At 46.9% G+C, this 14,675-nt stretch carries 13 protein-coding genes and 1 riboswitch; of the genes, 3 read left to right on the forward strand and 10 right to left on the reverse strand.

The features are described from left to right. Positions 1–99 precede the first annotated feature (99 nt). Complete coding sequence (gene nhaC, locus BHE18_RS15990; RefSeq protein ID WP_071619515.1) at positions 100–1,521, forward strand: Na+/H+ antiporter NhaC; 1,422 nt, start codon at positions 100–102, stop codon at positions 1,519–1,521. 12 nt (positions 1,522–1,533) lie between these two features. Here nhaC and BHE18_RS15995 read toward each other — a convergent pair whose 3' ends face one another. Then, complete coding sequence (locus BHE18_RS15995) at positions 1,534–2,799, reverse strand: hypothetical protein (protein ID WP_071619516.1); 1,266 nt, start codon at positions 2,797–2,799, stop codon at positions 1,534–1,536. An 87-nt stretch (positions 2,800–2,886) separates the two neighbouring features. Here BHE18_RS15995 and BHE18_RS16000 point away from each other — a divergent pair, with 87 nt between their 5' ends. Both BHE18_RS16000 and BHE18_RS16005 read left to right on the forward strand, forming a co-directional pair. Further along, complete coding sequence (locus tag BHE18_RS16000) at positions 2,887–3,996, forward strand: mandelate racemase/muconate lactonizing enzyme family protein (RefSeq protein WP_071619517.1); 1,110 nt, start codon at positions 2,887–2,889, stop codon at positions 3,994–3,996. A gap of 13 nt (positions 3,997–4,009) precedes the next feature. Then, the gene (locus BHE18_RS16005; protein ID WP_071619518.1) at positions 4,010–4,711 is read left to right on the forward strand and encodes an N-acetyltransferase; all 702 of its coding nucleotides are present in this window, start codon (positions 4,010–4,012) and stop codon (positions 4,709–4,711) included. 508 nt (positions 4,712–5,219) lie between these two features. On the opposite strand, the gene BHE18_RS16010 is transcribed toward BHE18_RS16005, so the two are convergent. From BHE18_RS16010 to BHE18_RS16055, 9 genes are all read right to left on the reverse strand, one after another. Further along, positions 5,220–6,242, reverse strand: a complete 1,023-nt coding sequence (locus BHE18_RS16010) for an STAS domain-containing protein (RefSeq protein WP_071619519.1) — start codon at positions 6,240–6,242, stop codon at positions 5,220–5,222. Positions 6,243–6,420: 178 nt separating this feature from the next. Next, complete coding sequence (locus BHE18_RS16015; protein WP_235860346.1) at positions 6,421–7,059, reverse strand: class F sortase; 639 nt, start codon at positions 7,057–7,059, stop codon at positions 6,421–6,423. 111 nt (positions 7,060–7,170) lie between these two features. Next, on the reverse strand, positions 7,171–8,517 hold the full coding sequence (locus tag BHE18_RS16020; RefSeq protein ID WP_071619520.1) for a copper amine oxidase: 1,347 nt from the start codon (positions 8,515–8,517) through the stop codon (positions 7,171–7,173). A gap of 185 nt (positions 8,518–8,702) precedes the next feature. Further along, positions 8,703–9,401: an anti-sigma factor gene (locus BHE18_RS16025; RefSeq protein ID WP_071619521.1), complete on the reverse strand. Its 699-nt coding sequence runs from the start codon at positions 9,399–9,401 to the stop codon at positions 8,703–8,705. After that, positions 9,398–9,970: an RNA polymerase sigma factor gene (locus BHE18_RS16030; RefSeq protein ID WP_071619522.1), complete on the reverse strand. Its 573-nt coding sequence runs from the start codon at positions 9,968–9,970 to the stop codon at positions 9,398–9,400. The genes BHE18_RS16025 and BHE18_RS16030 overlap by 4 nt, the downstream gene beginning before the upstream one ends. Before the next feature lie 659 nt (positions 9,971–10,629). Next, positions 10,630–11,634, reverse strand: a complete 1,005-nt coding sequence (gene mreBH / locus BHE18_RS16040) for a rod-share determining protein MreBH (protein ID WP_071619524.1) — start codon at positions 11,632–11,634, stop codon at positions 10,630–10,632. A 475-nt stretch (positions 11,635–12,109) separates the two neighbouring features. Continuing rightward, positions 12,110–12,613 carry an acyl-CoA thioesterase gene (locus BHE18_RS16045; RefSeq protein WP_071619525.1) on the reverse strand — a complete coding sequence of 168 codons (504 nt, stop codon included), beginning with the start codon at positions 12,611–12,613 and terminating at the stop codon, positions 12,110–12,112. 136 nt (positions 12,614–12,749) lie between these two features. Further along, positions 12,750–13,946 (reverse strand): NupC/NupG family nucleoside CNT transporter, encoded by a 1,197-nt coding sequence (locus tag BHE18_RS16050; RefSeq protein WP_235860347.1) that lies wholly within the window; start codon positions 13,944–13,946, stop codon positions 12,750–12,752. A gap of 125 nt (positions 13,947–14,071) precedes the next feature. Then, a riboswitch (purine riboswitch) is annotated at positions 14,072–14,173 on the reverse strand. Between the two features lie 189 nt (positions 14,174–14,362). Further along, a complete protein-coding gene (locus BHE18_RS16055) occupies positions 14,363–14,491 on the reverse strand; it encodes a YflJ family protein (protein WP_071619527.1) in 129 nt (42 codons plus the stop codon). Between the last annotated feature and the right edge of the window lie 184 nt (positions 14,492–14,675).

A 14,675-nucleotide genomic window follows, 5' to 3' on the forward strand; every position in this document is an offset into this window, starting at 1 on the left:
ACTGATTCTCCAAGTGCCCTTATCATACTCATATAGCGACTATTTAACGACAATTTAAAATAGTCTAAAAACAACAAAGGGTTTCAAGGGGGAATTTTTATGAAAAAGGAAATGCCATTCTGGCTCGCCGTCATACCGCTGCTTGTGATGATTACGGTGATGGCCATCACGATCGTCGTGCTGGAACAAGGGCCTCATATCCCGCTGATCATCGGGACGACAACGGCTGCGCTCACGGCCTGGTTTGCAGGCTTCAAATGGAAGGACATCGAGGAATCGATGTATAAGGGGATCCGCCTTGCGCTTCCGGCGGTCGTCATCATCATGCTGGTGGGTCTCACCATAGGGGCATGGATCGGCGGAGGAATTGTCGCAACGATGATATACTACGGCCTGAAAATGATTACTCCGTCTCTTTTTCTTCTGTCGATTGCAGTGATTTGTGCTGTCGTATCCCTTGCGATCGGAAGTTCCTGGTCTACGATGGGGACAATCGGTGTTGCGGGAATGGGAATCGGGATGAGTATGGGGATCCCGGCACCGATGATTGCCGGAGCGATTATCTCAGGTGCTTATTTCGGGGATAAAATGTCACCGCTGTCTGATACGACCAACCTGGCTTCGGGACTCACCAATACAGACCTTTTTGTACATATCAGACATATGCTTTACACGACGATACCGGGCTTTGCGATTGCCCTCGGTGTCTATGCATATCTGGGAAGGAACTTCGGGAAGAACGGGGTCGACACGGCCGATATTGAAAAAACGATCGGCGTCCTGCAGGACAGCTTCGTCGTGTCACCGTTTCTGCTGATTGTCCCGCTTCTCGTCATCGTACTTGTTGCCAAGAAGGTACCTGCCATTCCGGCGTTGATTGTGGGCATCGTTCTTGGATTCTGCGCACAGGTATTCATTCAGCATGATTCGTTTGCCGACGCTGTATCCGCCCTGCAAAGCGGGTATGTGATCGAAACGGGTAATACCATGGTAGATGACTTGTTTTCCCGCGGCGGTCTTGATTCGATGATGTATACGGTATCGATGACGATCGTGGCGATGACATTCGGAGGGATCCTGGAACATACCGGAATGCTGCAGGCCATCGTCAATCAGATCCTGAAAGTGACAAAGACGGCCAGAGGAATGGTGGCTTCGACAGTTGTTTCATGCTTTGCCACAAATGCTTCCTGCTCGGAACAGTATATCTCGGTGGTGGTACCTTCCCGGATGTATGCGAATGCGTATAAGGAAAAGGGGCTGCATTCAAAGAATCTGTCCCGCGCGCTTGAAGACGGGGGGACGCTGACGTCCGTCTTCATTCCATGGAATACTTGCGGGGTCTTCATCCTGGGGACACTCGGGGTCCATGCGTTCGATTATGCCCCGTATGCCGTATTGAATTTCATCGTTCCGGTCATTTCCATCATTTATGCGCTCACCGGCTTCACGATTGAAAAGCTGAGTGAAGCGGAGATGAAAGCAGAAGCGGAACAGGAGGAGACCACGCTGTCCTCCTGATCCACTCAGTACTCAATACATGGGGAAGGACAGCTCGTATACGGCACGGGGGCGCCCTTGCGAATAGGTCATTTCCTCTCCTGTGATCCTGGCAGAACCGTTGTCGACCAGCTTCTTTAAGATCCGTTCCGCAGACCGCCTGGAGATTTGCATATAATCGGAGAGCTCAGCGGCGGTGAAATCCCGGAATGAACGATTCTTATAGAATTGCATGATCTTAGAGAGGTTTGCAGGACTCAATTTTAATTGCTTGGCCAGGGACAGCATGTCTGGATGATTATATTTCAGCTGCTGTTTCTTATTTTTATCAGGATAAGGACCTGAAAGTTCTTTGTCCTCATTCACTATAAAAGCACAGCTCTCAGCATCATACTTCGATGCAAATGAAAGGGCGGTCTCTGCATTCTCCTCAGCCTGTGCGGCCGTGTGTCCATACCCGAAGCCGGCCAGGACGGGCTGATCAAGCTGGAAGAAGGAATGGAATTCGGCGGTCCCCAGGAGATTTTCAATGCTTCCCCTGTTGCTGTAGATGGTATAGGCGGATTTCTCATCCTTTTTTTGAAGGATGCCTTCCATCAGATGAACGAGTTTTTGAAGGCTGCTGTTCTCCGTGTGCTTTTCCTGTACAACAATGCGCACTGCGGCAATCGCGGCGGCTTTTCTTTTAGAAAGGAGAGCCTGAGACCGGGCTTCATTGATTGTCCGCATCAGCGTTTTAGCAGGATCGATCATCCTCATGCATGGGATATTCAGTTGGTCGAGTCTGTCATAAACACTGTGGATGCTCGTTAAGGCAAATCTGGTTTTTCCATCTTGGAATAAACGCTGGTGAAAGGTTGCATACTCACTGATGCTGAATTCGTGCGGAAGGCTGCTTTTATAATCCATGACGTATTGGGGAGGGTTCTTAAGGTGCAGGTCTGTCATGATGTGATCTACAAAGGCTGTGTCCATCAAATCGATGGATACGTGTTCAGGTTTGATTTCATGATGATGAAGGATATGGAACAACGATGTGATGAGAGCCGTCTCATCCTGTTCAAGATACAGGACTGGGACCGTTAACGCTGTGCATGCTTCTTTTGAAAAAAAGTAAGGCAGCCCCCCTGAGAATAAAACGGCATCACATGGTGTGATAGTTGGGATAAGCTTATCTGCTTCTCCAGGATCAGAGTATATGTATGGAATCAGATCGATGCCGTTCAGGCGGGGGGCAATGGAAGCCTGGACATAAGCGTTGAAATCCTTGGAGCCGATCAAAGCGATTTTCGTATTCATGTGGATCTCCTTTCCGGATTAACGACTATATAACGACATTATATCAATCTTACAAGACATTTGTCAGATGCAAAGGAGTGTTTTTTGATGATCATTAAAAAAATTAATTTGTACGCCATCCGGCTGCCGCTGAAACAGCCATTCATCATCAGCTACCATACATATGATGATATGCCTTCCATCATCCTTGAGATGGAAACGGATGAAGGCATCACCGGGTACGGGGAAGCGGTAGCGGACGAGCATGTGACGGGGGAAACGTGGGAAAGCACATTCCAGGTGCTGAAAAATACGCTGGCCCCTAAACTGATCGGTATGAGCCCTTTTAACATTGAAAAGATTCATGAGATGATGGACCTGGCCGTTTATCAATGTCCGGCAGCAAAGGCAGCGGTCGATATCGCTTGTTATGATGCCATCGGGAAAAAAGTGAAGCAGCCCGTCTATCAGCTGCTAGGAGGACGGTACCATGAAGAATTTCAGCTGACCCATGTGCTGAGCATAACCGAACCTGACCGGATGGCAGAAGAAGCTGCCAGGATGATCGGGGAAGGGTTTCAGTCATTTAAGATGAAAGTCGGAACAGATATCGGAATGGATATCGAACGAGTCAGGAAGGTCCGCGAACGTATCGGGCTGGAAGTACCGATAAGGGTGGACGTGAATCAAGGCTGGAAGAACAGCAGCCAAACGTTAAGGGCCATCCGCCACCTTCAGGAATTGAACATCGACTGGCTGGAGCAGCCTGTTGCCGCTGACGATGTTGATGGGATGGTCCGGATCAGAACGATGACGGATATTCCGCTCATGATCGATGAAGGGTTTAAAGGTGTGCGTGAAATGCGGGAAATCATTGCGAAGAAGGCAGCGGATAAAGTGAATATCAAACTGATGAAAAGCGGAGGCATCCACCCGGCAGTCAAACTCGCCCATATGGCAGAAATGGCAGGAATTGAATGCCAGGTCGGTTCGATGGTCGAGTCATCGATCGCGTCGGCGGCAGGCTACCATGTTGCCTTTTCCAAAAAGGTCATCACTAGTGTAGAATTGACGGGACCGATTAAATTCTCGAAGGATGTCGGCGATCTGCATTATGATATCCCTTATATCCGTCTCACGGAAAAGGCAGGTCTCGGGGTGGAAGTGGACAAAGGGATCCTTGAAGAATTGACCGGGTTTAAGAGTTTCATAGAGTAAGGAGCATGAATACATGGACTATCTATTTCAAGGCTTTCTTGAGAAAAACAAAGAATCCTATACTGTCAGATTGTTGAATAAAGAGGATATTGATCAGATTCATGAACTGCAGGAGCTGGTAGTGATGGACCTGAAGAAAAAATCGGCTTTACAGCCCCTCACGTACGAAGAGCTGGAATATATTTTGGATGGGAACGGCCTGATGCTCGGTGCTTTTACAGAGTATGGAATGATCGCATTCCGGGCCCTTTTAATCCCGCCGATCGATGAAGAACATCTCGGACTGGATGCGGGACTGCCCGAAGAAGAACTGAATGATGTGATTTATCAGGAAATCTCAACTGTGCACCCTGGTTACAGGGGCAACCGGCTGCAGCAGACCCTTGCCCACTTGATCATGGAAGAGCTGGGGAATCTGGAACGGAACTTTACTTATGCTGCCTGCACGGTCGCTCCATTCAACATTCCCAGTTTGAAAGATAAATTCAGCCAGGGGATGGAAATCGCTGCCCTTAAGATTAAATATGCCGACCAGCTGCGCTATATTTTCATCAAGCGATTGGACGGCAGGGATACGAGAGGGGAAATTTACGAGCTTGAGGGAGTGCCGATGGGGGATACAGCGGGTCAGCAGGCATTGCTTGGTAAAGGCTGGCGCGGTATTTCGATGGAGGAAGAGAAAGGCGGGTACGTGGTGGTATACGTGAAAAGGTGACGTGAAATCGGCCTGCTGAGCAGAGGAATAATATGTACAGAAAAAACGGGTTCGTGGACTGTAAGGGGTTCTGTTTTGAAATGCAAAATATGAATCAACATTGCTTTTCGTATAGTAATTCGCACCAAAATAAAGAAGCTGATTAGCAAGGATACCGGAATATAAAAAAGCTTGAAGACAGAGGCTCCAAGCTTTTTTATACAGGGATAAGCACTGGTTAACGATCTCCAAATATATGCCATTACATAAAATAAACGACTAAAACGAAAATAAGGGGATAAATTCATCTTATTAACTTATTAGCACTTAATATGAAGTAAATAAGGGAAACATTTCCCCCTATTTACTTCAAATGTATGAAAATGGACCCTTTCACCTTACCTTAAAGGGAAAAACTCCCCTTATCTCCCCCTAATCTATCCCGATTCTTCAAGATAAAGGGAAAAACTCCCCTTATTTTAGTTTTTGTATTCAAAATCAATCCGAACCAGGTACATGCTTTTTTCGGCTATGATCTTTTATGTGTGATTTCCAGTCCCTGCTGATCCAGTGCGTACTTGATTCCCTGCTGCAAGATGGTGAAGCACGGGATGCCTGCCACTGAATGTCCGGATTGTACAATCTTCATGCTGAGTTCCGCTGATATTCCAACAAGCAGGCATTTCGTTCCCAGCAGGCCGGCAGATCCAACAAACTTCCGGATGAAATCAAGCGTGTAATCGTCGAATCCGGTCAGGCTGGTCAGGTCGAGAACTAAATATTGAGCATTATAATGAGGGAGATTCAGCAACGTCCGGTTCAACAATTCCTCTCCTCTCAATTCATCATATGGCCCGACTAGCGGGACCACCAGGATCGAGTCCATCACCGGGATGATCGGGGAGGAAATTTCCTTGATGATATCCGAAAGCACCTGGGTACGCTGTTCCGTCAGCTGCTCCAATTCTGAACGCGCCTTTTTTGTCTGTTCATCGAATAGAGTCTTTACATTCAAGGTCGGTGTGATATCCGACGGGAAGAATTCATACTGACTATATTCGTCTCCGCCTATCTGGCTCTTTACAATCCTGTACCATACGTTTGCATTGAATAATCCGGAGAATACTCCTGCCCAGTGTCCGGGAAGGAATTTCCCCTCATCTGCTTTTCCCTGGGCGAGGATCACTTTGTGCTCCCAGCCATTTTTGACGGTGACCACCGCTTTCCTGTCTTCAATAGAGTAATAGACTACATCAGTAAGGCCCCACCCCGCAGCGGCATATGTATTCGGAAGATTAGTCAAGATTTCATCCGTATGTCCGATCGTGTCCATATAGAATTGACTCACAATCTTTCCGGTCCTGTACCCGGCTGTTTCAAGAACGAGCTCTGATTCCTTTTCCCCTGCAATTTCTTCAATGGAATCAAACAGCGTTTTAAAAGCTGTATTCACCCAAAACAGTACAACTTCATCATTCTCAAAATGAAAATCTCCATTCTCCAGATTCCAGTCAAATATTGATCCGTTGACATTCACCTCATACGCAGTCATAAACAGCAGCCTCCATAAAACAAATATGTTGATAGTTACCTATACCCAAAAAAAGGGACTATAAAGTTTTTTATTTATCAAATTAATTATACGGATATCCATTGATAGAGTAAATCTGCACGCTTAGCTGGAAAAAAGAAATTGGCAAAAATAAAAACCCGGCCTGGAGGGGCGGGTTTCACTTTTTCAGTTCTGTATAGATGACCAGCCGTTTACTGTAGTTTCTTGCTGAACGGTCGAAGTCTCCTGTGCAGGTGATCAGGTTCAATGAGCTTCTGTGGGTATAACCGAAGATTGTTTTCAACGGGGCGTCATCCCAAGGGTATTCTTTTTTACCAGTCACGATAAAGGTTCTTGTGTCACCGGATTTGCTGGTGACTTTGACCTCGTCGCCTTCTGTAAGCTTGCTCAGTTCATAAAAAACGGCGGGGCCGTTCCGGCTGTCGACATGGCCGCCGATGACTGCATTTCCGGGTTCACCCGGTTTGTAGCCCTTTTCAAACCACCCAGTCGTATTGAAGTTTTCGGTGACAGCCATCTCCCCATTTTCCTTTATACCGACGGATTCGACATCGGTTTTCAGGCCGATTGCCGGTATTTCAAGGGAGGAGGGAATAATCCCGGTTCTTTCGTCCTTGATGATCGATTCGGCGTAGGGGGATGAGGTGGTGGTTGTGCTGGCCACGGGTTGTTGGGTTGTTTCCGCCTGCCTGGCTGGTTTTTCAGCAGGTTCCAAGCTCACGCCCATTTCTGAACTGCATGCAGAAATAGTCATTAGTACAAGCACAAGGAAGGCAGTCCTCATAGTATAAAACATGTGAAGCCACTCCTTTCATCTTCACTTAAGAGGGACAGACCTTGCAGGGGGCTGTCCCTTTTGCTTTGTCATTTTATTTGTTTTTATGCAGGTGGAATATTCAATCCCGGATTATTTATTTGCTGCAAATTTTTTCAGTGCAAGTACAGATCCGCCGGCGATCGCCATCAATGCTGCAAGCAGGTATTCAAGCGGGAATTCTTCAGCATCAGCCGTACCGCCCATTCCGGTGTTCGGCATCTGGGAAGGCATGTCCTGGGCGAATTTGTCAGGATATTGATCGACAATCGCGGAAGACAGTCCCTTTGCAGGATTCAGCATATGCTCATAAGCCATGCGGATATCCTCGAAAGATTTTTCATACTCTCCTGCAGCGTAGCTGTCGAATGCCCCGATTAACTGATCAACGTGCATCTGCAGACCTTCAGCCAATGCATCTGACTTCAATCGTCCGTCAGTGGCCGTTTCAAGGAATTTGGAGAAATCAGCTCGGTAATTATCAAGCTTTTGAAGGGCTTCTTTTTTCGCTGCTTCATCTTCAGCACCCGTTGCTTTTACATAATCCACAAAGAATCCGATATGGTTGGACCACATTTCCTTGAACTGATTTCCCGCTTCTTCACCGTATACAGAAGCAATCGCTGCAGATAAGTCTTCGGTATTGGCATTCAATGCATTGACGGAAGCTTCGAAGTCCTCTGAGCCGTCGATTCCGTTCTGCATCGCCATTGTGGCAAGTGCTGCGTGTTCTGTCAGCAAGTGGTTAAGAGTCGCTCTTAAGTCAGCAGCAGGCGTGACGGCCATCGCGTTTTCGAATTTATCAGGATATTGATCGGTGATCGCACTGGATAATCCTTTTGCGACCATATGCATATGATTGATGGCTTCGCGCTCGTATTTGTAAGCTTGTTCGTAATCGCCCGCGACATAACTGTCAAACGCTCCGATCAGCTGATTCACGTGCATCTGCAGTCCTTCTGCCAGGCCGTCTGATTCCAGACGTTCGCCGGTGGCCGTTTCAAGGAATTTAGAGAAGTCCGCGCGGTAGTTATCAAGTTTCTTCAAGGCTTCGTCTTTCGCAGCCTGGTCGTTTGCTCCGGTCGCTTTTACATAATCGACGAAGAATCCGATATGGTTGGACCACATTTCATTGAATTGCTCTCCGGCTTCTTCACCGTATACGGAAGCGATGGCAGCCGTTAAGTCTTCCGTGTTGGCATTCAAGGCATTCGCCGCCGCTTCAAAATCTTCGGAACCTTCAGCACCCCTTCTCATGGCTTCTACAGCAAGATACGCGTGCTCACTTAAATAATGCTGAAGTGTGGTTCTTAAATCTGACGCAGGCGTAACAGCCATCGGGGAGTGATCTTCACCATTGTGGGCGGATACTGTTCCGGCAGCCGGGATCAACAATGACAAGCTCAGTGGGATCGCCAAATAACTTTTTTTGAATTTCATAGGGTAATCTCTCCTTTTGTTTTTGTATTTTCATAGAGCTAACGACAGAAGTTTGGGGTTGGATCACTTTTTTTTGAAAAAATTTTTAAGAGAAGAAATTTGAACGTGTTGAGGGGACGTATAGCAGGTGAACTCATACAAATAAAAAAACCCGGCGTGAATCTGCCGGGTTCGTGAAAATTGTATTAAATTTCAGAGGCGAGAACGATATCCCCCTCCGGAAGCTGACTGTTTGCATCTGGTTCCAGGGTGATGGCGACGGTATCCCAGTCTTCCCGGGCGAATTCTTCGTTCATTTTAAAAACGACAGATCCTTTTCCGTCCTTTCCGGTTACAAACGTTCCGGCGCGCTGAGGCTTTTCATCTTTGATGAGCCATACCTGGTACACTTCGTCCTTAGTCAAGTCTTTCAGCTGAGAAGCCTGCACCACAAGGCTTGATTGTTCGCCCTGCTTGATGATACTCGCTGTACCTTTTGCGTTTCCTGTAACGGAAGCGAGTTCGACATATTGGGTAACCTGATCGATTACTGCTTGTTCCTCCATTTCCTCCTCTTTTTGAATCTGCGTGAACAGATAGGCGTTGCCCAGTAACGACAGAGCAAGCGCAGCTGCTGCAGAAGGGAAGAGCCAGCGTCTCTGCGGCTTTTCTTTTCTTAAAGGAGTAACGCTTTCTTCTATATTGGCAAATACCCGCTCTTCCAATCCCCGGGGAGGGTCGATGGGCTCGGATGCAAAGGGGAGGAACTCATTCAGCTGGTAAAGCTCATTTATGGCTTCCCGGCAGTCTGAACAGTTTTCCAGATGCTTCTCGAACGCTGCTTTGTCAGACTCATTCAAGTGCTGGTTGTAATAATCGAGTAAGTGATCACAGTGGCGAGTCATTCCATTTGCCCTCCTTTCCCTTTTAGACAGCTGTGCAGATGTTTCAGCGCCAGCCTTATTCTTCCTTTTATTGTACCAAGCGGTGTATCGGTATTCTTTGAAATAGACTGCTGCGTCAATCCCTTGAAATAAAACAAATGGACGATCCGCTGCTGATCTTCTTTCAGCGTGCGGATGCAGTCCCGTATCGCATTTCCTTTTTCTTTCCATTCGAGGATATCCGCCGGTGTCTCATTATGGACCTGTGCGTGAAGGGAGTCGTGTTCCAGGTACTCGACCGACTCATGCTTTTTTTGCCTGCGCAGGGCGTCAAGACAGGTATTGCGTGTCAAGGTCAGCAGCCACGACGAAAATTTCCCCTTCGAGCTGTCGTAGGGGGCATGCTCCTTCCAAAGCTTCAGGAACACTTCCTGAATGACTTCTTCCGCAATCTCCTGTTCACCGGTCATTTTATAGGTGAACGAATAGATCAATTTTTCATATTTTCGGTAAAGCTGCCGCAAAGCGGCCGAATCCCGATTCTTAACCACTTTCCTGTACAAATCAATATCCTTGATTTCTTGTGGCATAATACGCTCCTTAAACATGACATAAGTAAATTAAGGATACTAAAATAACCCTTTGAACTCAATTAACAATGCTTCTATATAGCTAACGGAACAAAGGGAGAGTTGGATCATTTTATGTTTGGAATTGTAAGAGGGGAGGGTAAAATAGGGGGTTGGAGTTTGGGGATAGAGGAGGGGGAGGGGTTTAGCCGAGTATGGGGGTCTCTTGGAGTGAGTAGCGGGCATCGAATATTGGTTTATCAACAATATTTAGGAGTTATCAACAAGAATTGGGATTTACCTACGAAAACCAGCCGGTTACCAACAATTTTCAGCGTTTATCAACAAAAATGCAGGGGTTACCGACAATTCTTTAAAAAGCGACAAATTTCGTTGTGCGAAACATAGCTGCACGAGGGCATGGTAGTGGAGCTTGATTAGGGATTGGGGCATCCGGGACAGAGTGGCGTGCTTCGAAATATATGTGAGTAGTGGTTTATCAACAATTTTTAGGATTTATCAACAAAAAAACCGTACTTACCGACAATTCTTCAAAAAGCGACAAATTCCGCAAGCGAAACAACAGTCGCCCCGGAGCAGGGAACACCAGGCAACACCAAGCACATAACAAAAAAACAGACCCCCGATCCACCGGGAGTCCGTTTAACTGCATAGAGCCATTATCTTACCTTCTGAAGCTTGTGGATCACTGACAGTGAACGTCCTGTACCGATTGCCACTGATTCCAATGGATTCGGTGCAAGGTGGACAGGCACGACGATTTCGTGGCTGAGCCAGTCCTGAAGTCCGTTCAAGAGAGAGCCTCCGCCTGTCAGGATCACACCGCGGTCCACGATGTCCCCGCTCAGTTCAGGAGGACAGTTCTCAAGTGTCGCTCGGATGGTTTCCAGGATGTGAAGGAGTGATTCCTTCAGGGCACTTTGGATTTCGTAAGACGTAAGTGAAATCGTCTTTGGAAGTCCTGTCACAAGGTCGCGGCCGCGGATTTCCATTGTGCGTTCTTCGTGGTCGATCAGCGCATGGCCGACTTCGATCTTGATGTTTTCCGCCGTTCTTTCACCGATCAGCAGGTTGTAGCGTTTGCGTACGTGCTGGATGATATCTTCGTCCATTTGGTCCCCGCCGATGCGGATCGTGTTGCAGGATACTACACCGCCGTAAGAGATGATGGCCACTTCAGTAGTTCCCCCTCCGATATCGACGATTACATTGGCTACAGGCTCATCAACCGGAAGGTCAGCACCGATCGCCGCTGCAACAGGCTCTTCGATAAGAGTGACTGTTTTCGCACCGCTTCCGCGCACAGCATCCTGGATCGCCCTGCGTTCCACGCTTGTCGCGCCTGATGGAGTACATACGACAACATTCGGCTTGCGGATGGAGAATCCAAGTTTTTTGCTTGCTTTCCTCATCACTTGCTTAAGCATTTCAGTTGTCACATCGAAGTCTGCGATGACGCCGTCTTTCAATGGGCGTACCGCTACGATTTTACCAGGTGTCTTCCCGATCATGCTTTTGGCTTCTACGCCGACAGCTAATACGTTTTTAGTTTCTGTGTCAATGGCGACAACAGAAGGTTCGTTTAAAATGATTCCTTTATTTTTACTATAAACTAGAATATTTGCGGTTCCTAAATCGATCCCGATTTCAGAGTTTGATAACATCAAAATTCCTCCAACTATAAGAATTCTTCACAGTATAACCTTCTATCTAGTATAGGAGATTTTTGACGTTTTTGAAGGTGGAGATATTTACCACTGACACAATGTTACAAAGTGTGACAAGGATTGTTTTGACAAAAAGATAGTTACAGAGCCTTTTTTAATACCTAAATGGGTATTTATTGAGGTTGGCTGTCCGGCCTCTCGTTAAATAAATTTAAACGTCCTGTAACAAAGAGGCGGGTGCAATTACTACTAGTAGGAAGGTGATGCCCGGCTTCAAATAGGAAATATAATGAAAAAAACATTGTGTCTTGAGTATATTAGTATCAGATAATAAAAGGATTGGAGTGGGGAAAAAGCTCTGCACGCGGCATGGGACTGAGTGATTCAGCAGTGACCAGCTGGTTAAAAAGTAAGAGACCGTACCCGGTGATTACAAAAAAAGAGATGCCCAACATGGGCATCTCTGCAAAAACTAATATGCGTTCCTGAAAAATTCAGCCAGCTCCTGGCTGTGCTTTTTGCGTGCTTTCCGGTGTTCGGCACGGTTCTTCGCCGTTTCGTTGAGCCATTTTTCTTCTTCCGTTTCAGGTATGACTTCCGGGATCACGACAGGCTTTCCGTCCTCAAGAGCGACGAATGTCAGGAAGGAAATGGCTGCGACGTTGGTTTCACCTGTCAGCAGCACCTCCGACGTGACCTTGACCCCGACCTCCATGGAGCTGCGTCCGGTGTAGGTCACCATTGCTTCGAGGGTTACAGCATCCCCGACTTTGATCGGCTGAAGGAAGTCCACCGAGTCAGTGGAAGCTGTGACGACCGGCTTGCGTGCATGGCGTGTGGCCGCGATGGACGCGACGTCGTCTATATAGGCCATCAGCTTTCCTCCGAACAAGGTTCCGTGGTGGTTGGTGTCCGGCGGAAGCACATGGGTTGTTTTGCTGGTTTTTGTTTCTTTCATGAATTTTTTCTCTCTCATACTCTTTCACCTTCCGTCTTAAATGTACACTACCATTTACTATTCACCAAATACGGAGAATAGAAACATATCCGGGATTTTTTTGCTTACCTGCCTGGAAAGCAGGTAACTTCATCTCAATCCCCAGGTGAAATAATCAGATGAACATACTGACAATGATCGCTGTGATGAAACTTGCAAGTGTACCGGCTGCAATCGCTTTTAAGCTCAATTTTGATACGGTCGGACGCTGGGAAGGTTCCAGCGATCCAAGTCCCACGATCAATTGCCCGATGGATGAAAGGTTTGCAAAGTTACAAAGTGCTACTGACAGGATTGCGACCGTTTTTGGCGATAGCTCATCAATCATTCCTGAAAGCTGGTCATACGCAACAAATTCATTCACGGAAAGCTTTGTCCCGATGATGGATGCAGCGCGGAATGCTTCATCCGCCGGAACTCCCACCAATAGGGCGATAGGGTAGAAAACATAACCGAATATCGTGGAAAGGTCCGTATGAACGAGACCAAGTACACCGTTCACAAGGGCAAGGATCCCGATAAAGGCAATCAGTAATCCCCCTATATTGATGGCAAGCTGAACGCCGCTGATCGCCCCTTCGGATATGGCTTCGAAAATGTTGGTGTGACCGGTTTTTCCAAGCGAAATGTTTCCATTAGTATTGGATTCCTCTGTTTCAGGCTCCATGACCTTAGCCATGACGAGCGAGACGAGCGGTACACTGAAGACAGACAGAAGCAGATACTTCATGTCGATCCCCATCAGGGAATAACCGATCAGGATTGCGCCGCTGGCAGAAGCTGTCCCCCCGACCATGACCGCGAAAAGCTCCGAGCGCGTCAATCGTGCCAGATAAGGCTTGACCAAAAGCGGTGCTTCGACGAGTCCGAGGAATGAATTCCCGATGGCATTGAACGATTCGATCTTCGTCGTGCCGAGAATTTTTCCAAGGACGATGCCGATATATTTCACAAAAAGCGGGATGATGCGTAAATAGTACAGGGCAGAAATGACTGCGGAAATGAAAATGATGGCCCCGAGCACATTGATGGCAAATACAAATGTGATATTGCTGCCTTTTTCAAAAAAACCGCCGAATACAAACATGATTCCTTCATTGCTGTAGTCGATGACCTTCTGGACACCAAGTGCCGTCTTTTTCAACAGGGTCTGCCCGAAAGGCACTTTCAGGACGAAAAGCACAAGAAGGAATTCAAGGGCAATGCCGATTCCGACCGTCTTCCATTTGATTGCCGAGCGGCTGCCGCTCCACAGCCAGCCGAGGAAGAGGACCCCGGCGAGTGATAAGAAACCGAGTAGTATATTCATCATAATACCTCCAGTGAATAAAATGACGAACCCCTATAGATCTGATGTCAGACCTCCTGGAAGAATAAAAAAACGTGCACACAGACAATCTTCTACTCTATAAGAAAGTCTGCATACACGTAAAAAAGCTGTGATCCAACTTTCCTTATAGTCCGGCATTTTACGGCTGCCAGGTAGAGACTTATGGTCCATATCACCATAGATATATAAGGAATTCGTATGAAATGATTAAAATATGTTGTCTACTCTAACACAGCCCGGAATACCGCAACAATGGTTTTTTCAAAAGTAAATGCTTACATGGCAATAGTCTTTTTATTCTACTAAATTAAGAAAATTCTCACGCAAACCAAAAAAAGGGACGGGACTCCATTCCTGTGACCACTTCATAGGAATGAAGGCCCGTCCCTCATTGTCTATTATTTTGTACGTTCTAGTAAGTTTGCCAGAACGTGCTTTTTGTAAGATTCAACTTTGCGTTCCTCGTAACGGCGAACGCCTGCTTTTTTAAGTTCTTCCACGTACCAGCCTTTGCTTCCTCTATGCATCTGAATACATCCTTTCTGCGTAGTATTGATTGGAATCTCCGACTAACTCGGGTCGAGAGTTACATTAAGATTGCTTACGGTTGTACATTCTAACATCTGAGTTTTTACGTTTAAAGGGGTGATCCGGAATTTTTCGGATTCGGGCATTTCTGAAAATTTCTAAGAAAAAAGGAATAATCCTGGG

It is taken from the genome of Rossellomorea aquimaris, assembly GCF_001877785.1.
Classification (GTDB): domain Bacteria; phylum Bacillota; class Bacilli; order Bacillales; family Bacillaceae_B; genus Rossellomorea; species Rossellomorea aquimaris_A.